The 18,116-nt window shown below is 62.5% G+C and carries 19 protein-coding genes and 1 pseudogene; 12 read left to right on the top strand and 8 right to left on the bottom strand.

The annotated features are described in order from the left end of the window. The first annotated feature begins 72 nt into the window (after positions 1-72). Together ACTYOL_RS20145 and ACTYOL_RS20150 are read left to right on the top strand one after the other, a co-directional pair. Positions 73-1,044, top strand: a complete 972-nt coding sequence (locus ACTYOL_RS20145; protein WP_232233641.1) for an alpha/beta hydrolase — start codon at positions 73-75, stop codon at positions 1,042-1,044. A 140-nt stretch (positions 1,045-1,184) separates the two neighbouring features. Next, on the top strand, positions 1,185-1,967 hold the full coding sequence (locus ACTYOL_RS20150; protein ID WP_054891987.1) for a hypothetical protein: 783 nt from the start codon (positions 1,185-1,187) through the stop codon (positions 1,965-1,967). A 36-nt stretch (positions 1,968-2,003) separates the two neighbouring features. Here ACTYOL_RS20150 and prmB read toward each other — a convergent pair whose 3' ends face one another. Next, the gene (gene prmB / locus ACTYOL_RS20155) at positions 2,004-2,912 is read right to left on the bottom strand and encodes a 50S ribosomal protein L3 N(5)-glutamine methyltransferase (RefSeq protein ID WP_054891988.1); all 909 of its coding nucleotides are present in this window, start codon (positions 2,910-2,912) and stop codon (positions 2,004-2,006) included. A gap of 176 nt (positions 2,913-3,088) precedes the next feature. On the opposite strand from prmB, the gene ACTYOL_RS20160 reads away from it, so the two are divergent. The 5 genes from ACTYOL_RS20160 (at position 3,089) to ACTYOL_RS20180 (ending at position 5,774) form a co-directional block, all read left to right on the top strand. Further along, positions 3,089-3,679: a cysteine hydrolase family protein gene (locus tag ACTYOL_RS20160; RefSeq protein WP_153774635.1), complete on the top strand. Its 591-nt coding sequence runs from the start codon at positions 3,089-3,091 to the stop codon at positions 3,677-3,679. 80 nt (positions 3,680-3,759) lie between these two features. Continuing rightward, positions 3,760-4,080 carry a hypothetical protein gene (locus tag ACTYOL_RS20165; protein ID WP_054891990.1) on the top strand — a complete coding sequence of 107 codons (321 nt, stop codon included), beginning with the start codon at positions 3,760-3,762 and terminating at the stop codon, positions 4,078-4,080. Between the two features lie 70 nt (positions 4,081-4,150). After that, the gene (locus ACTYOL_RS20170; protein ID WP_054891991.1) at positions 4,151-4,711 is read left to right on the top strand and encodes a Smr/MutS family protein; all 561 of its coding nucleotides are present in this window, start codon (positions 4,151-4,153) and stop codon (positions 4,709-4,711) included. A gap of 69 nt (positions 4,712-4,780) precedes the next feature. Continuing rightward, positions 4,781-5,326 (top strand): GTP cyclohydrolase I FolE, encoded by a 546-nt coding sequence (gene folE / locus ACTYOL_RS20175; RefSeq protein ID WP_054891992.1) that lies wholly within the window; start codon positions 4,781-4,783, stop codon positions 5,324-5,326. A 76-nt stretch (positions 5,327-5,402) separates the two neighbouring features. Then, positions 5,403-5,774 carry a glutaredoxin family protein gene (locus ACTYOL_RS20180; RefSeq protein WP_063545747.1) on the top strand — a complete coding sequence of 124 codons (372 nt, stop codon included), beginning with the start codon at positions 5,403-5,405 and terminating at the stop codon, positions 5,772-5,774. A gap of 40 nt (positions 5,775-5,814) precedes the next feature. Here ACTYOL_RS20180 and ACTYOL_RS20185 read toward each other — a convergent pair whose 3' ends face one another. After that, positions 5,815-6,417 (bottom strand): glutathione S-transferase family protein, encoded by a 603-nt coding sequence (locus tag ACTYOL_RS20185; protein WP_153774637.1) that lies wholly within the window; start codon positions 6,415-6,417, stop codon positions 5,815-5,817. A gap of 142 nt (positions 6,418-6,559) precedes the next feature. Here ACTYOL_RS20185 and ACTYOL_RS20190 point away from each other — a divergent pair, with 142 nt between their 5' ends. Further along, positions 6,560-7,750, top strand: coding sequence for a benzoate/H(+) symporter BenE family transporter (locus tag ACTYOL_RS20190; RefSeq protein WP_444756972.1), 1,191 nt, complete (start codon positions 6,560-6,562; stop codon positions 7,748-7,750). A gap of 118 nt (positions 7,751-7,868) precedes the next feature. On the opposite strand, the gene ACTYOL_RS20195 is transcribed toward ACTYOL_RS20190, so the two are convergent. The 3 genes and pseudogenes from ACTYOL_RS20195 to ACTYOL_RS20205 all read right to left on the bottom strand — a co-directional run bounded on the left by ACTYOL_RS20195 (position 7,869) and on the right by ACTYOL_RS20205 (position 11,326). Continuing rightward, the gene (locus ACTYOL_RS20195; protein ID WP_371926324.1) at positions 7,869-8,744 is read right to left on the bottom strand and encodes a methyl-accepting chemotaxis protein; all 876 of its coding nucleotides are present in this window, start codon (positions 8,742-8,744) and stop codon (positions 7,869-7,871) included. Positions 8,745-8,780: 36 nt separating this feature from the next. Then, positions 8,781-9,812 (bottom strand): annotated as a pseudogene (locus ACTYOL_RS20200) (methyl-accepting chemotaxis protein); the annotation flags it as partial. A gap of 116 nt (positions 9,813-9,928) precedes the next feature. Continuing rightward, positions 9,929-11,326: an aminotransferase-like domain-containing protein gene (locus tag ACTYOL_RS20205; protein WP_200603655.1), complete on the bottom strand. Its 1,398-nt coding sequence runs from the start codon at positions 11,324-11,326 to the stop codon at positions 9,929-9,931. 121 nt (positions 11,327-11,447) lie between these two features. Between ACTYOL_RS20205 and ACTYOL_RS20210 the strand changes: the two genes are divergently transcribed. Beyond that, positions 11,448-12,623 (top strand): MFS transporter, encoded by a 1,176-nt coding sequence (locus ACTYOL_RS20210; protein ID WP_197893357.1) that lies wholly within the window; start codon positions 11,448-11,450, stop codon positions 12,621-12,623. Here the strand turns inward: ACTYOL_RS20210 and ACTYOL_RS20215 are convergent. Continuing rightward, positions 12,574-13,335: an SDR family oxidoreductase gene (locus ACTYOL_RS20215; RefSeq protein WP_063545753.1), complete on the bottom strand. Its 762-nt coding sequence runs from the start codon at positions 13,333-13,335 to the stop codon at positions 12,574-12,576. The two genes, ACTYOL_RS20210 and ACTYOL_RS20215, sit on opposite strands and share 50 nt — an antisense overlap. A 229-nt stretch (positions 13,336-13,564) precedes the next feature. Between ACTYOL_RS20215 and ACTYOL_RS20220 the strand changes: the two genes are divergently transcribed. Further along, positions 13,565-14,566, top strand: coding sequence for an NADP-dependent oxidoreductase (locus ACTYOL_RS20220; RefSeq protein ID WP_197893356.1), 1,002 nt, complete (start codon positions 13,565-13,567; stop codon positions 14,564-14,566). Between the two features lie 75 nt (positions 14,567-14,641). Here the strand turns inward: ACTYOL_RS20220 and pyrF are convergent, their stop codons facing one another. Next, positions 14,642-15,343 (bottom strand): orotidine-5'-phosphate decarboxylase, encoded by a 702-nt coding sequence (pyrF, locus tag ACTYOL_RS20225; RefSeq protein ID WP_153774642.1) that lies wholly within the window; start codon positions 15,341-15,343, stop codon positions 14,642-14,644. 166 nt (positions 15,344-15,509) lie between these two features. Here pyrF and ACTYOL_RS20230 point away from each other — a divergent pair, with 166 nt between their 5' ends. Then, the gene (locus tag ACTYOL_RS20230; protein WP_065862125.1) at positions 15,510-15,677 is read left to right on the top strand and encodes a DUF2897 family protein; all 168 of its coding nucleotides are present in this window, start codon (positions 15,510-15,512) and stop codon (positions 15,675-15,677) included. A gap of 334 nt (positions 15,678-16,011) precedes the next feature. Continuing rightward, positions 16,012-17,106, top strand: coding sequence for an acyltransferase family protein (locus ACTYOL_RS20235; RefSeq protein WP_444756973.1), 1,095 nt, complete (start codon positions 16,012-16,014; stop codon positions 17,104-17,106). Positions 17,107-17,555: 449 nt separating this feature from the next. Here ACTYOL_RS20235 and ACTYOL_RS20240 read toward each other — a convergent pair whose 3' ends face one another. Continuing rightward, positions 17,556-17,891, bottom strand: coding sequence for a ComEA family DNA-binding protein (locus ACTYOL_RS20240; protein ID WP_197893354.1), 336 nt, complete (start codon positions 17,889-17,891; stop codon positions 17,556-17,558). Positions 17,892-18,116 lie beyond the last annotated feature (225 nt).

Consider the following 18,116-nt stretch of genomic DNA (forward strand, 5'->3'; position numbering starts at 1 on the left):
GAAAGCCGCAGCTTTGCGAAAAAAATCGCGAGAACCTTCGTTCGCACCCCAGGTCAAATCGAACATCTCCCCATGCAGTATCCGAAGATGCGCATCGTCGCCCTGCTCCTGCTGTTGTTCACAAGCCTGGCCCAGGCCGCCGCCCCTACCGTGCTCAAGCATCCCATCGACCTCGACACCGGCCATGGCGTGCTGCACGGCAGCCTGCTCTTGCCGCTGCAGGACACACCGCCGCCGGTGGCGCTGATCATCGCCGGCTCCGGGCCCACCGACCGCGACGGCAACAACCCGGCATCCGGGCGCATCGACAACCTAAAACGCCTGGCCCAACTGCTCGCCAACGAGCACATCGCCAGCGTGCGCTACGACAAGCGCGGGGTCGCCGCCAGCCAGCCGGCGGCGCCCGACGAACGCGACCTGAGCGTCGAAGGTTATGTCGCCGATGTCGTGGCCTGGGCGCACAAGCTGCAAGCCGACCCACGCTTCGGCCCGGTGATCCTGATCGGCCACAGCGAAGGCGCGCTGATCGCCAGCCTCGCCGCCAATCAAGCCGGTGCCAGCGCGGTGATCACGCTGGCCGGCAGCGGCCGCCCCATTGCCGATGTGCTGCGTGAACAACTGGCCCAGCGCCTGTCGCCGGCGCAACTTGCCCGCGGCAACAGCCTGTTAGACCGCCTGCAGGCCGGCCAGACTAGCCTGGATGTGCCCACGCCGTTGCGCGAGGTGTTTCGACCGACGGTGCAGCCCTACCTGATCTCACTGTTCCGCCAGGACCCGGCCAGGGCCTTCTCGCGTTTGCAGGTACCGGCACTGATCGTCCAGGGCCGCAACGACGTGCAGGTCGAGGTCGACGACGCCGAGCGCCTGAAAGCCGCCAAACCGGACGCCGAGCTGGTGCTGATCGATGGCATGAACCATATGCTGCGCATCAGCCCGCGAGCGATGAGCGAGCAGCGCGACAGTTACAGCAATCCTGACCTGCCCCTGGCCCACGAGCTGGGCGAGCGGATCGTCGCCTTCATCCACCGCTTGCAGTCCGCCTGACACTTTTACCCCTCAGGTCTTGCCCGGTGCTGCCGATAATGCATGGCAAGAGGCGGTGATGCCAAAGAGCCTTATCGTGCAGCAAGCGTTGCGCGCACAGGCATGGCATCACCCGGCCCGTGCACTTGAGGATTGCCCTGATGACCGATGCACCCGCCGCCGAGGCGATCGAAGAACAACCACCGGAAAGCGCGCCGCTGCCCTGGGCGGACCTGGCCGCCGAGCACTTTCAGCTGCTGCGCCTGGCGCCGCTGCCCACCGACCGCAACAGCGGCGCGCGACCGCTGCGTTTCGTGCAGTTCGGCTACGCCGAGCGCCACGACAAGGCCAACAGCCTGCTGCGCATGGAAATCCTGCTGCCAGGCCAGAAGGTACGCAAGGAGCAGAACCGCCTTGACGTGCGGGTCGACCATGAACAGCGTGTCGTGCGCATCGGTGACGACGCCGGCCTGCAACTGGAGCCACTCAACCGCGGCCTTGGCCGCTACGTGCTGGCCCAGGCCGTGCAATGGCTGCAGCGCAAATGGTCGCACTACCAGGTCGAGGGCATGGCCCTGCCCAGCAAGGATGCCCTCAACGAAGACTCGCGCCTGCGTCGCGACCACGTGCTGCGCAGCGTAGGGCTGGAGGTGGAGTATGCCGACGGCCAGATGCTCAAGGCCCGAACCGTCGAAACGGCGGTCGGCCAGCTCAAGAGCGCCTGGAGCAACGAGAAGGTGCAGCGCGTCGACATGCTCGAAGCGGCGACCATGCTGCAACAGGCAGAGCAGAAACTGCAGGAGAAGGAAGCGCAACTGCGCGAGCGCGACGAGCGTGTGGCCAAGTACCGCCGCGAGGACAGCGGCCTGCGCTTCACCATCACCTGCCTGGTCGCCTTTGCGGTGTTCCAGGCCGGCCTGCTGATCTGGATTGCCACTCGCTGACGCCCGATCGCGGGGGCATGCCCCGCGACCGAAGCCTCATACCCGCGAAGCAAACAGCTCCTGGTGGTCCCGGCATTGCTGCGCCGTCAGCATGAACACGCCGTGGCCACCGCGCTCGAAGTCCAGCCAGGCGAAGTCCACCTCCGGGTAGAGGGCTTCGACATGGACCTGGCTGTTGCCCACCTCGACAATCAACAAGCCCTTCTCGGTCAGGTGATCAGCGGCCTCGGCAAGCATGCGTCGCACCAGGTCCAGACCGTCGTTGCCGCAGGCCAGGCCAAGCTCGGGCTCGTGGTGGTACTCGGTGGGCATGTCGGCGAAATCCTCGGCGTCGACATAGGGCGGATTGGACAGGATCAGGTCGAAACGCTGGCCCGGGAGCCCGGCAAAACCATCGCCCTGCACGGTGAATACACGCTGGTCGAGGCCGTGGCGCTCGATATTCTGATTGGCCACTTCGAGCGCGTCGAAGGACAGGTCGGCCAGTACCACTTCGGCCTCCTGGAACACATCGGCGGCAACGATTCCGATGCAGCCGGAGCCGGTGCACAGGTCGAGGATCCGCGCCGGCTCGCTGGCCAGCCACGGCTCGAAGCGCTTCTCGATCAGTTCGCCGATCGGGGAACGTGGTATCAGTACCCGCTCGTCGACGATGAACGACATGCCGCAGAACCACGCCTCGCCCAGCAGGTAGGCGGTCGGTACCCGCTCCTCGATACGTCGCTTGAGCAAGTGCTGCAGACGCACCCGTTCGTCATCCTCCAACTGGCAGTCCAGGTAGCTGTCGGCCACCTCCCAGGGCAAATGCACGGCACCGAGCACCAAGAGGCGGGCCTCGTCCCAGGCGTTGTCGGCGCCATGACCGAAGAACAGCTCGTGCTCATGGAAGCGGCTGACCGCCCAGCGGATGTGGTCGCGCAGGGTGCGCAGGCGGGATGTGATCACGGAGTACTCCTTTTCAGACTGTGCGAAAGTCTAACAGCCCCCCGGCTGAAATGTTCCACCGGTTCCCGTTCGGATAGCCACAGGCCAGTAACCATGCCGTCTGCGTTGTCAACCATTCACATTGGCGCCGAGGCAAGGGAGAATAGAGGGATAAAAGCCCTTCCAAGGAGCCCTTGATGTCCGTTCCAACCACGATGTTCCGCCTCACCGGCCGCGATTACCCGCCGGCCAGGCTGAGCCAAGCCAGCCTGATCGTCATCGACGCGCAAAAGGAGTACCTGAGCGGTCCACTGGCGCTGTCGGGCATGGACGAGGCCGTGGCGAACATTGCCAAGTTGCTCGAGGCTGCCCGCAAGGCCGGACGCCCGATTATCCATGTCCGCCACCTCGGCACCGTCGGTGGCCGCTTCGACCCGCAGGGTGTGGCCGGCGAATTCATTCCGGGCCTCGAGCCGCAAGGCGACGAAATCGTCATCGAAAAGCGCATGCCCAACGCGTTCAAGAACACCAAGCTGCACGAGACGCTGCAGCAGCTTGGCCACCTGGACCTGATCGTCTGCGGTTTCATGAGCCACTCCAGCGTCAGCACCACGGTGCGCCGTGCCAAGGACTATGGTTATCGCTGCACCCTGGTGGAAGACGCCTCGGCCACCCGTGACCTGGCGCTCAAGGATACGGTCATTCCGGCCGCGCAGATCCACCAGTGCGAGATGGCCGTGATGGCCGACAACTTTGCCTGTGTCGCCCCGACCGCCAGCCTGATCTGACCGCGCAACCGCCCGGCAGCCGGGCGGAACCCGACGGGCGAGCACAGGTCTGATTCCGGATACCTACAGAGGAACACGGAATGAAGCTCAAAGGCAGTTTCGATGCCAAGCGCCTGCGCCCGCGCGAGCCGGGCAACTGGGGCGCGCGCCTGGCTGCCGGCCTGTCCGCCCTGCTCGCCACCCTGGGCATCCTCCTGGCCATGGCCGGTTTCGCCGGACTGCTGGGCAACTACCAGGCCCTGGCCGAACTCAATGCCAACCGCCCCTTGTCGGCCATTCTCACGGTGATCGGGTTGCTGATGCTGTACCTGGGGGTGCGCTTCTGGCGGCGCAGCCGCATTCGCCTGCGCCGAGGGCGGGAGCTGAACCTGTCGCCGCACTTGATGAAAAAGCATGATTGAGCGTTGACCAGCGCGCTGCTGACGACGCAGGGCCGTTCGCGTAGAATACGCCGCCCACGTGGAGGCACACATGCAAGACGACGACTTTTCCCTCTTCCGCAGCGAGGTGCGTGGCGTCAAGCCCATCGCACACGACCGCGCCGAAGTCGGCAAGCCCAAGGCCGACCGCAAGCAGCTGGCCGGCCTGCGCCAGGCCGCTACCGTGCGCAGCGACCAGCCGCTGGTGGTCGATGGCATGTCGGACCAGTTCGTCATCGACGTTGGCGCTGAAGACGAACTGATGTGGCGCCGCGACGGCGTGCAGGAAAGCCAGATTCGCAAGCTCAAGCTCGGCCAGATCGCCTTCGAGGGCAGCCTCGACCTGCACGGCATGACCGTTGAACGCGCGCGCGAAACGCTCTGGGACTTCATCGCCGAAGCCACCAAGCTGGAAGTGCGCTGCGTGCGGGTCACCCATGGCAAGGCTGCGCGCATCGACGGCAAGCGCCCTATGATCAAGAGCCACGTCAACACCTGGCTGCGCCAGCACCCGCAAGTGCTCGGTTTCGTCTCTTGCCAGGCCCGTCATGGCGGCACCGGCGCCTTGTACGTGATGCTCAAGCGGACCATGCTCGACGGTCGCGACGAATGACATCACGCTTGCAGCGCCGCGTTTGCCGCCGTAACCTTCGTTTTTGCGTTTTTTCCCACAGGTAGATCCATGTCCCTGGAACAGAACTACACCGAGATCCTCAGCCAGATCGGCGAGGACGTCTCCCGTGAGGGCCTGCTCGACACGCCCAAGCGGGCCGCAAAGGCCATGAAGTACCTTTGCCGCGGTTATGAACAAACCCTGGAAGAAGTCACCAACGGTGCGCTGTTCACTTCGGACAACAGCGAGATGGTGCTGGTCCGGGACATCGAGCTCTATTCGATGTGCGAACACCACATGCTGCCGTTCATCGGCAAGGCCCATGTGGCCTACCTGCCCAAGGGCAAGGTGCTGGGGTTGTCCAAGGTGGCACGGATCGTCGACATGTACGCACGTCGCCTGCAGATCCAGGAAAACCTCAGCCGCCAGATCGCCGAGGCCGTGGAGAAGGTTACCGGCGCCGCAGGCGTTGCGGTGGTCATCGAGGCCAAGCACATGTGCATGATGATGCGCGGTGTCGAGAAACAGAATTCGAGCATGATCACTTCGGTGATGCTTGGCGAGTTCCGCGAGAACGCCGCCACCCGCAGTGAATTCCTCAGTCTGATCAAGTGATCGGACTCTGCGCGAAGCCGACCCCTCGGGGTCGGCTTTTTATTTTCCGTTGTGCACCACAGATCAGGAGTTGCCCATGATCGTCAAAGCCCTGCGGGTCGGCCTCGGCCAGCTCATCGTGTTCGGCGACTGGATCAGCCGCCCGGCCAAGCGCAAGCGCGACGCCGCCGCCCAGGCCCAGGTCGAGCAGCAGGCCAAGGGGCTGGCGCTGTACCAGTTCCATGCCTGCCCGTTCTGCGTCAAGACCCGCCGCGCCCTCCACCGCCTCAACGTGCCGGTGGCACTGCGCGATGCGAAGAACGACCCGCAACACCGCCAGGCACTGCAGGAAGGCGGCGGCCGGGTAAAGGTGCCGTGCCTGCGTATCGAAGAGGACGGCAAGGTGACCTGGATGTATGAGTCCAAGGACATCATTGGCTATCTGGAAAAGCGCTTCGGGTCGGTCTGAGCCTGGCGCAGTCACAAGGACTGCGCCGCTGCCAAGCCGATCAATCCACCATCGGCACATGCCGCGGATGGCTGGCAACCCGCTCAAGCCAAGCCCTCACCCCCGGATACTCGGCCAGGTCGAAGCCACCCTGTTGCGCCACGTGGGTGTAGGCATACAACGCCACATCGGCGATCGAGTACTGCTCGCCCACCAGGTACGGCGTCATCTGCAACTGGCGCTCCATCACCTTGAGGGCCTTGTAGCCGCCCTTGTGCAACTTGCGGTACTCCTCGAGGCGCTCATCCGGCAATCCCAGGTAGAACTGGATGAAACGCGCCACGGCAATGTAAGGCTCGTGGCTGTACTGCTCGAAGAACTGCCATTGCAGCACCTGGGTACGCAAGCGCGGCTCGACCGGCAGGAACTCGCTGCCGTCGGCGAGGAAGTTGAGGATCGCGTTGGACTCCCACAGGCAGGTACCGTCTTCGAGCTCCAGCACCGGCACCTTGCCATTGGGGTTTCTGGCCAGGAACTCGGGGGTCTCGGTCTCGCCTTTGAGAATGTCGACCGAGTGCCACTCATAGGGGCGCCCCAGAAGATTCAGCATCAACTTGATCTTGTAGCAGTTGCCCGACTGGTAATCCCCATAAACCTTGTACATCGCCCCTCCCCTCCTGTGCAGTTGCAGGTCAGCGCCCAATAGTTGGGGACTGTACGGCTAAATGCAATGACTGCTGTATGGCAAGCTTCCGATTCGCCCGCGTTAGTCTGAAAAAACTGCTTACATGAACAAGGAATGCCCCATGATCGACGCCACTTCCACGCGTCTGCGCCCACTGGCGGACAGCGCCCCATCGGCGGTGGTCGCCGGTTTCATCGCCATGCTGACCGGCTATACCAGTTCCCTGGTGCTGATGTTCCAGGCTGGCCAGGCCGCTGGGTTGACCACCGCGCAGATTTCCTCGTGGATATGGGCGCTGTCGATCGGCATGGCGGTGTGCAGCATCGGCCTGTCGCTGCGCTATCGCACCCCAATCACCGTGGCCTGGTCGACGCCGGGCGCAGCGTTGCTGATCACCAGCCTTGGCGGTGTCAGCTATGGCGAAGCCATCGGCGCGTACATTACCTGCGCCGTGCTGGTGCTGGTCTGCGGCTTGACCGGCAGTTTCGAGCGCCTGGTGCGGCGTATTCCGGCGTCGCTGGCGTCGGCCTTGCTGGCAGGGATCCTGTTCAAGATCGGCAGTGAAATCTTCGTCGCCGCCCAGCATCGCACCCTGCTGGTACTGGGCATGTTCTTCAGCTACCTGCTGGTCAAGCGCCTGTCACCGCGCTATTGCGTACTGGCCGCGCTGGTGGTCGGCACGACGCTGTCCGGCATCCTGGGGCTGCTGGACTTCAGCCACTTCAACCTGGAGGTGGCAAAACCGGTCTGGACCACGCCGAGCTTCTCGTTGGCAGCGACCATCAGCATCGGCATCCCGCTGTTCGTGGTGGCGATGACTTCGCAGAACATGCCCGGAGTTGCCGTGCTGCGCGCCGACGGCTACCAGGTGCCGGCCTCACCGCTGATCTCTGCGACCGGCTTCGCCTCGCTGCTGCTGGCCCCCTTCGGTTCGCACGGGGTCAACCTGGCGGCCATCAGCGCGGCGATCTGCACCGGCCCGCACGCCCATGAAGACCCGGCCAAGCGCTATACCGCGGCGGTCTGGTGCGGAATCTTCTATGGTATCGCCGGGGTGTTCGGCGCGACCTTGGCGGCGCTGTTCGCGGCGCTACCAAAGGAGCTGGTGCTGTCGATTGCGGCGCTGGCGCTGTTCGGCTCGATCATGAACGGGTTGACCGTGGCGATGAGCGAAGCGCGGGAGCGTGAGGCGGCGCTGATCACCTTCATGGTGACGGCCTCGGGGCTGACGCTGTTTTCGATCGGTTCGGCGTTCTGGGGAATCGTGGCGGGGGTGATTACCTTGCTGATCCTGAGTCCGCGCAAGGGGTAAAGGTTATTGGTTGCCTGTACCGACCTCTTCGCGGGCAAGCCCGCTCCCACAGAGGTCCAGCAGTATTGAAGGCTGCGCCGTACCTGTGGGAGCGGGCTTGCCCGCGAAGAGGCCAGCCTCATCCCAAGCGGAAATGCCCCACCATCCCCTTCAACTCATCCCCCAACTGCGCCAGCTCCACACTCGACCGCGCATTGTCCTGCATCGCCAGCGCCGCCTGATCCGCACTACCGCGAATCTGCGTGACGCTGCGGCTGATCTCCTCGGCCACCGAGCTTTGCTGCTCCGCTGCGGCAGCGATCTGCTGGTTCATCTGCTGGATCAGCGACACGGCCGAGGCGATGCTACCCAGGGCGCTTTCGGTGTGCAGCGCATCAGCCACGGCCATGCGCACCAGCTCGGTACTGCCACGAATCTGCGCCACCGATTGCTGGGCGTTGCCGCGCAGGCTGGCTACAAGGCGCTCGATCTCCTCGGTCGACTGCCGGGTACGCCGTGCCAAGGCCCGCACTTCGTCAGCCACCACGGCAAAACCACGGCCCTGCTCACCAGCGCGCGCGGCCTCGATCGCCGCGTTGAGCGCCAGCAGGTTGGTCTGCTCGGCGACGCTCTTGATCACCTCCAGCACATCGCCGATGGTGTGGATCTCGGCACTCAGGCTGTCGATACCGGAGCTGGCGGCTTCCGCAGCCTCGGCCAGCTGTTCGATGCGCTGCATGCTCTGGCGTACCACCTGCTGGCCGGACTCGACCTTGTCGTCGGCATCCTGCGCCGCTTGCGCTGCCTCCTCGGCGTTGCGCGCCACATCGTGCACGGTCGCAGTCATCTGCTGCATCGCGGTGGCGACCTGTTCGGTCTCCTCCTTCTGGCTGCCGACCTCACGGTTGGTCTGCTCGGTCACCGCCGATAGCGCCTGGGCATTGCCGGCCAGTTGTTCGATGCCCTGCTGCAATCCGCTGACGATACCTGACAGCCCCGCCGCCATCTGCTGCATGGCCAGGGTGAGTTGCCCCACCTCATCGCGACCTGCCACTTGCGCCTCGACCACCAGATCGCCAGCCGCGATGCGCTGGGCACTGGCGATCACCCGTTTGAGCGGCCCGACCACGGCGCGCGTGATCAACCAGGCGGCAACGATGCCCACCAGCAACGCCAGGGCCGTGGCGATGGCGATGGCCAGCGCGTTGTGCAGCAGCTCCTGGCGCATGGCTTCCTGCTGCTCCGCATAGGCCTGGTCAACCCGGCTGGTGACCTGTTCGGCGCTGGCCTGCAACTGGGTCTTGGTACCCTGCTCCTTGGCCAGTTCATCAGTGTATTCGTTGAGTTTGTCGGAGAAGGTGGCGATATGCCCGGCCACCTCGCCCAATACGCTCTGGTAACCGGAATCGGTGACGGCGGTCTTGAGCTGATCGACCAGATTCGCCGCATCGACCGTCTGCGCGATGCGCCCGGCGGACACCACCTCTTCGCCCTTGCGCCCCTGCTCCAGACGTACCCGCGCCTCGTCCATCGCCTGCAGCATCAGGCGCGAGACCTGGGCCACCTGCGCGGCCTGATCGAGAAACTCGCTGCCCTGCTGGCCCTGGGACTGCTTGAGGGTGTAGGCGCCATCGTCCGCCAGCCCGGCCTGCAGCACATCGAGGTTGTTGGCGACGCTGGACACCGACCAGCCAGCCGTATCCAGCGCCAGCTCCTTGGCCTGCACGGCCTCGACGAAGGCATCGAAGGCCTGGCCATAGGCATTGAGGTCTGCCTCGCTCGCCGCCAGCGTCGGCAGGCTGCGCACGCGTTCGACCAGCGTCTGCAAGCCCGCGCGCAAGGCCTCGGCCTCCTTGATGTCAGAACGCAGGGCGAAGGCTTGCTCATGCTGGCGTAGACGCAGCAGGTCGGTATTGACCTCGCCCATCTGCCGCAGCCCGTCGAAGCGCTGGCCGATATTGTTCAGGGCGTACACACCGATGGCCGCCACCGCCAGGGTCAACAGCAGCACCAGGGCGAAACCCAGGCCGAGTTTACGTGCCATGCCCAGATTGGACAGACTACCGCGCTTGGTCGCCCCCATCGCCGCTCCCCCTTGCCCATGCAGGTGTTCCCGAATACCAAGAGTGACAACCGTGCCGGCCGGCTCACAAGGGCTTGACGTCAGAATGGTGTCAAATAGCTATGACCCTGTCGTTTTCAGCTATCTGCAGGTCGCCCTGCATGTGCGAAGAAGGCCTGGGCACGGATGTCCTGCCCATACGCGACATTGATGCGTAGCCAGTCGCTGTCGGCTCCCTGGTGATCGAAAGCGCTGCCTGGGGTAAGCAACACCGAATGCTCCAGCGCCAGGCGATCGAGCCAGGCGAAATCCCGGCCCGGCACCCGCGCCCAGACGAACATGCCGCCATAAGGCTCGCAGAACACTTCCCAACCGAAGACCTCCAACTGCCCCAGCAACTTGGCCATGTGCTGGGCCAGGCGCAGCCGCAAGCGCTGCACGCTCTTGCGATAGCTGCCGTTGGCGAGCATCTGCCCGACCACTTGCTCGACGAAGCGTGAAGTGCCGATGCCGGTCACCATCTTCAACTGCGCCAGTTGGCCGATCAGCTCGGCGTCGGCGGCGATGTAGCCGACCCGCAGGGCACTGCTCAGGGTCTTGGAAAAGCTGCCCAGGTAGATCACCCGCTGTTCGCTGTCCAGCGTCGCCAGTCGCGTGGCCGGGCTGTCCTGGAAGTCTGCGTAGATGTCATCCTCGATGATCCGCAGATCATGCTCACGCGCCAGCTCCAGCAAGCGGTAGGCGGTCTTGGGGCTGAGACTGGTGCCGGTCGGGTTCTGGTAAAGGCTGTTGACGAACAGGCAACGCGGGCGGTGCTCGACCAGCAGTTGCTCGAGCGCTTGGACATCAGGGCCCGCAGGGGTGCGCGGCAACGGCAGCATGCGCACCTGATGCTGGCGCAGCAGGGTGAACAGGTTGTAGTAGCCGGGGCTTTCGACCACCACCGTATCGCCGGGCTTGAGCAGGGTCCGCACCAGCAAGTCAAGGCCATGGCTGCCGCCTTGGGTGGTGAGAATGCGTTCAGCAGCGGTGGGGATATCCAGCTGCGACAAGCGCTTGTGCAACTGCTGGCGCAGGCTGGCCAACCCCAGCGGCGAGCAATAGCGGAACAGGTCTTCGGGGTCGCCACGGCTGACCAGACGTATCGCCTGGGCCAGGGCATCACGGGCGTGCCAGGCGGTGGGCAGCCAGCCACAACCGAGCTTGAGCAAGGTTTCGTGACCATCCCTGAACTGCCTCCAGCTGCCATCGATGGCATCGCCCCAGGCCATGGCATCCTCCTGGGCCAGCCCGGGCTTGCGCTCGGCGACGAAGAAGCCGGTACCGTGGCGCGCCTCCAGCCAGCCAATGGCCACCAGACGGTCGTACGCATCGATCACACAGGATTGGCTGACTTCAAGGGTGCTGGCCAAGGTGCGAATCGACGGCAGCCGCGCACCGGGTCGCAGACGCTGTTGCTCGATCCAGGCTCGCAACTGGTCTGTCAGTTGCTGGACCAGAGGGACGGGACTGAGGCGATTCAGGGAAATGTGCATGGCAAAGTGTTTGCTGATTTTTGGGGAACAGTTAATCACAAATGCCGGGGATGTGTGTCTTGTTGGCGCAGGGAGATGAATTCAATGTGGTTTCACCCACCCCTTCGTAGATGGATACCCCATGCCCGCCCGCCTGGCCTTTGCCCTGTGCCTGATCACCCTCGCCGTGAACCTGCAGGCCCCGCTCTACACCACGTACGCCGATCTGTCCGGATACGGCGCCGCCGCTACCGCCCTGGCATTTTCCAGCTATGTGCTGGGTGTGCTTCCCGTGCTGCTGGCCTTCGGCGGCTTGGCCGACCGGGTCGGCCGCCGCCCATTGATCATGGCCGCACTGCTACTGTCGATGCTGGCCACAACCCTCGTCCTGCTCGCACCCGGCCTCGAAACCCTCGCCCTGACCCGACTGCTGATGGGCGTCGGTACGGCCTTGGCGACCACCACCGCGACCGCCTACATGGGAGAACTGCTGGGCGGCGCCGACAGTACCCGGGCTGCCAATTGGGTAACCGCCAGCACCTCGTTGGGCTTCGGGCTGGGCGCGGCACTGACCAGTCTGTTCCTGTTGCGTGGCCCGAGCCTGAGCCCGGGTAGCTTCTACCTGCAACTGCTGCTGGCCGCCGTCGCCCTATTGCTGGTGTGGCGCCTGCCTGACCGTCGTCCGACACAACGCAGCGCCATGCTGCGCCTGCCCTGCTATCCGCCCGGCAGCCTGCCGTACGGCCTGGCGATCCTGCTGGCCTGGGCCTGCACCGGGCTGGTCATCGCGCTGCTGCCAGGTGTACTGCGCCAGCACGGGCTGAGCGAGTGGTCGGGCTTCTCCACCTTCTGCGTAATCAGTTGCGGCGTGCTGTTCCAGCCGCTGGCTCGGCGCCTGGCAAGCGTGCGCGCCACGCTGCTCGGCCTGACGATCCTGCCGCTGAGCTATGCCCTGTTGGCCTGGGGTGCAGAAAACGGCAGGTTGGCAGCGGTACTGGCAGGTGCCGTGGCTGCCAGCAGCGCCTGTTATGGCTTCATCTACCTTGGCGGGCTGGCGGCGGTAAACACCCTCGCCGGCAACGAGAAGACCCGCGCCAGCGCCGGCTTCTTCCTGCTCGCTTACCTGGGTTTCAGCCTGCCGGTGATCTTCACCGGGCTGCTCAGTGATCGCCTCGGCTCGCGCATGGCGCTGATGCTGTTCGGCGCAGCCCTGCTGCTGGGCTGCGCCGCGGTGGCGGTGGCGTTGCTGATCTCGGCACGCATCTCGATCAGATGGCCGTGGCACCGCCATCCACGGTCAGGCTATGGCCGGTGGTGAACTTCGCCCCATCGCTGCACAGATAAAGCACCGCGCTGGCGATCTCCTCGACCTTGCCGATGCGCCCGACCGGGTGCATCGCTGCGGCGAACTCGGCCTTGCGCGGATCGGCCTCGTAGGCGCGACGGAACATGTCGGTGTCGATCACTGCCGGGCACACCGCGTTGACCCGAATCCCTTTCTTCGCATACTCGATGGCCGCCGACTTGGTAAGGCCGATCACCGCGTGCTTGGACGCAGCATAGATGCTCATCTTGGGGGCGGCGCCCAGCCCGGCCACCGACGCTGTGTTGACGATCGCACCGCCGCCCTGGGCCAGCAGCAACGGCAACTGGTATTTCATGCACAACCAGACGCCCTTGACGTTGACGCCCATGATCGCGTCGAACTCGGCCTCGCTACCCTCGGCCAGACGCCCCTTCTCGATCTCGATTCCGGCGTTGTTGTACGCGTAGTCCAGGCGACCATAGACGTCGATGATCTTCTCGTGCAGCTGGCGCACATCGCTGTCGCGGGTCACGTCGCAGGCCACGAACAGCGCGTCACCACCGGCTTCGCGAATCAGTGCGACGGTTGCCTCGCCACCGGCCACGTCGAGGTCAGCCACCACCACCTTCAGCCCCTCGGCGGCAAATGCCTGGGCCGTGGCTCGGCCGATACCTGCCGCGCCGCCGGTGACCAGGGCGACCTGGCCGGAAAAAGTCATGCTCATCACAGGCTCCTGCTTCACAGAGATCGAGTAGAGACTGAGTCTAGTCAGAGCACCACCCGGCTGGGCAGCATCATCAGAAGCACGGTTGGACTACCATCGTTTGCAGTGATTCTGCGCTGCCAGCCAGATCATCGAGGTGGATTACCGGGCATTCGCCAACCCGGTCAACCTTGCCTGGCCAGGCTCGACGGTCTATCAACAGGCTTTGCCATCTACAGGGAGAGATACCATGACCCAGACCAACCGCCGCTTCCTGCTCGCCAAACGCCCCGTCGGTGCCGTGCGCCGCGAAGATTTCGACTACCAGCAGGGCCCCGCCGCAGCACCCACCGACGGCCAGATCCAAGTGCGCAACCTCTACCTGTCGCTGGACCCGGCAATGCGCGGCTGGATGAACGAAGGCAAGTCCTACATCCCGCCGGTGGGCCTGGGTGAGGTGATGCGCGCGCTGGGCGTCGGCGAAGTCGTCGCCTCCAAACATCCGGACTACAAGCCCGGCGACCATGTCAGCGGCGCCCTTGGCGTACAGGACTACTTCACCGGCACGCCCCAGGGGCTGCACAAGATCGACCCGCGCCTGGCACCCCTGCCCCGCTATCTGTCTGCGCTGGGCATGACCGGCATGACCGCCTACTTCGCCCTGCTCGACGTCGGCCAGCCGAAGGCGGGTGAGACCGTCGTCATTTCCGGAGCTGCCGGCGCCGTTGGCAGCATCGCCGGGCAGATCGCCAAGCTCAAGGGCTGCCACGTCGTGGGGATCGCCGGCGGCGCGCAAAAGTGCCAGTACCTCAAGGATGAACTGGGCTTTGACGGTGTCATCGACTACAAGGCCGAAGATGTGCTCGCCGGCCTCAAGCGCGAATGCCCCAAGGGCGTGGATGTGTATTTCGACAACGTCGGTGGCGAAATCCTCGACGCCGTGTTGAGCCGCCTGAATTTGAAGGCCCGCGTGGTGATTTGCGGCGCCATCAGCCAGTACAACAACAAGGAGGCGGTGAAAGGACCAGCCAACTACCTGTCGCTGCTGGTGAACCGCGCACGCATGGAAGGCTTCGTGGTGATGGACCACGTCAAGGAGTACGGCAAGGCTGCGCAGGAAATAGCTGGCTGGTTGGCCAGTGGCAAGGTCAAGAGCAAGGAGGATGTGGTCGAAGGCCTGGAGACCTTCCCGGAAACGCTGCTCAAGTTGTTCAGCGGGGAGAACTTCGGCAAGCTGGTGCTGAAGGTCTAAAACGGATACAGGTGGCCGCTCCGTGCGGGAGCGGCCTTGTAGCGCGATGGGCTGCATGGCAGCCCCTGGATCGAATCAACCGCGAATCTCGGCCACCACCGACGCCAGCGCCTTTGCCGGATCCGCCGCTTGGCTGATCGGGCGGCCGATTACCAGGTAGTCGGAGCCGGCATCCAGTGCCTGACGCGGCGTGAGGATGCGGCGTTGATCGTCCTGGGCACTGCCCGCCGGGCGAATACCCGGGGTCACCAGTTGCAGCGCAGGATGCGCGGCCTTCAGTGCCGGTGCTTCCAGCGCTGAGCACACCAGGCCATCCATACCGGCCTTCTGCGCCAACGCCGCCAGGCGCAACACCTGCTCCTGCGGATCGATATCCAGGCCGATGCCTGCCAGGTCCTCACGCTCCATGCTGGTCAGCACGGTGACACCGATCAGCAGCGGCTGCGGCCCGCTGCGCTTGGCCAGCTCTTCACGGCAGGCCGACATCATGCGCAGGCCGCCGGAGCAATGCACGTTGACCATCCACACGCCCATCTCGGCGGCAGCCTTGACCGCCATCGCCGTGGTGTTGGGGATGTCATGGAATTTCAGATCGAGGAACACCTCGAAGCCCTTCGCGCAGAGGGTCTCGACGATGCCCGAGGCGCTGCTGGTGAACAGCTCCTTGCCGACCTTCACCCGGCACAGCGCCGGATCGAGCTGGTCAGCCAGCGTCAGGGCGGCCTCACGGGTAGGGAAATCGAGGGCGACGATCAGGGGCGTCTGGCAGGCGGACATGGTCAGGTCTCTTGGCAAGTCGTAAACGGCGCGCATTGTAAACGAAGTGGGGCGCGGTTTGGGGGCCAGAGGTCGGGGTCGAAAACTCCTATACTGGAACCTAACGGCTGGACGGCGGCTCGAAAAGGTATGAGCGCCGCAGCCAGCGGCTCGTGGGAGAGATGAGATGCCTTGGTATGCGTGGTTGATTCTGTTAGTGGCCATTGGCTCGATCGTGGGTGGGCTGATGATGTTGCGGGACACGGCGAAGAAGGTGCCGTTGACGGAGGAGCAGAAGCTGAAGATACGGGAGCGGAATGCGGAGATGGATGCCAAGGAGGCGCGGGATCGATAACCACGAAAAAACCTTGATATTCGGTGAGGCTGCGTTGAAACGGGACTCGGAATGCTGTTGTTCCCCTTTACAGTCGGGCCCGACTCCGGCCGTTCCTTTCCCGTTTCGCCTTGCATGCCCTTCGCATATATACATTTAAGACAGACCCCGTTTGTGCCCGGCGCTTGATTCAGTTCTCGCTTAGCGTCGAGAAGGCGATCCGCGGATCGCAAGCGATGGCGCCACCCACTCCCACTAAACAGGAGCGGGCTCGACAAATAATACGGTTTAGTTATCATCGCAGGCGAGCTGCCCCTGCGGCAGAAGCCTGCCAATGGAGTTCAATGGGCTCACAATGACCAACAGAATTATTTTTGCAAACACGCTGAGAGGATTTGCCGCGGTATTTGTATTGCTTTCGCACTTCGCAGGTATATTCTGGATCATGAACCCAGCAATTTCCAGCTTGATGGGCGTTCCTTCTCCAGCATCCCTACCAGAACTTCCGTATTTTATTGAGCGCTTCGCCGAACACTGCATCATTGCCGGGCAGTTTGGCGTAGGCATATTTTTTATAATTAGCGGACTGGTGATCCCCTTCTCACTTGCGCCCTCCCAAAAACTCAATTTTCTTCGCAGACGAGCTTGGCGTATTTACCCAGTCTACATCGCAGGCTTCACGATCGTAATGCTTGCACTTTACATACTCGCCCAATACAAGAGCGTCAGCTATAGGTTCGGCGCACTCGACATAATATCTCATTACGGAATTATTACTCGCGCCCCTTTGGACATCAACCGAATCGACGGAGTCAGCTGGACGCTTGAAGTAGAAATTTATTTTTATTTGATACTATGCGCACTTGGAAAACGCGCCCTGAACCTAGACTTCAAGGCACTCGCACTGGGAATTCTCGTCATCGCATTAATTGCAGCAATCACCTTTAAAGTAAAAAGCTACCTTATTGGCGTACAGGTTTCTTCAGGAATGTTACTCGCACTAGGAATGAGCTACCACGCCCTGATAACCAAGCGCATTACTGAGAAACAGATGTATGCACTAATACTACTGACGGTAACATTAATAACAATCCTATGGATTTACATTGCCGAACCTTATCAATACACACTACAGTGGATGAGTGGCTATCTGCTGGCAATCATTGTTTTCCACACCTGCTACCTATGCAGAGACAAATTCACAAACAATAAAATCCTCTCACACATGGCAGATATCAGCTACCCCTTGTACGTCGTCCATGCGCTAACGGGTTACGCGATAATGTATGTACTCGTGGAACAGGGTGCAAACGCTATCACCGCTATAGCCTCAGCATGCCTTGCCACGTATTTACTTGCGGTAGCAATTCATCAAATGATTGAGAAGTGGTCTTTGAAAAAATCAAAACCTTTAGCTAGAAAGCTAACCCTGCGGGAAGATAACGCTTAATCCAGCATCCGCTTATCGCTGCTTAGACTCTGTCTGAAAAGTCTTGAGACGAAGGTCAGGCAAGGCGAAAACAGCCGAGGAACGGAGTCGCGCTCGACCTTACGGGTTGTAAATGAGCATTCCGACCGGGCTGGCGCACCAGGCTATTTTCAACGCAGCATCACCGAGTATCAAGGCTTTCATACTGCGCCTAGGCTTTGCCCGAAGTTCGAAAAACTCCATCCATGCCAGGAACACTGCTGCTGACTTTTGGTCGAGATTGGCGACAAGGTGATGCGCTAAGGCGTTTTGTAACCAATCCGTGAACCCCAGCTATCCCACCCGGCTGGGGCTGGCGATGCGCTTGTCAATCAATTGAGCGGGCTTGTCGGCTGAACGCTTACAGACAAATAACCAGCCCAAGCTGCCAGAGCCGACCAGCGCAATGCCAGCCGGCTTTTGATGATGGCTTACTCCACCTTCAACTTCTCTCGATTGCGCTCCAACAGTGCGTTGCCGATCCCCTTGATTTCCAGCAATTCATCAACGGACGTAAAAGGCCCATTGGCCTCTCGATAAGCGACGATGGCCTCGGCCTTGGCTTTGCCAATACCACTCAATCCGGCCTCCAGGGTCTGTACATCAGCCTTGTTCAGGTCGATCCTGACCGGTGACTCCTGAACGACGGTGCCAGTAGCCATTGCTGGACGCGGCATGTGCTCTACCGTTTGCGTCACGGCGTGAGCGGACACCGATAGGCAGGCAAACAGAGGAAGGAAGAGATAAGACAGGACATTATTGCGCATGATGTACATCTCCTTGTGGGTTTTATCTTCGGCAGTATTTCCTCACTACCGAGGTGACATTACCCGCGGACCGGTATGCCGTAAAGCAAACGATCCAGGAAAATAGTTACTTGCGCGAAACAATAAAATAAAACATTCAATATATTCAGACAATTCCTACACGAACTCGTCAAAATAACAACTTGCAACTACACCCTGACATTAAAGAAACCCAAAGGACTCACG

The sequence above is a fragment of the Pseudomonas sp. A014 genome, from assembly GCF_052378495.1.
GTDB lineage: Bacteria > Pseudomonadota > Gammaproteobacteria > Pseudomonadales > Pseudomonadaceae > Aquipseudomonas > Aquipseudomonas machongensis.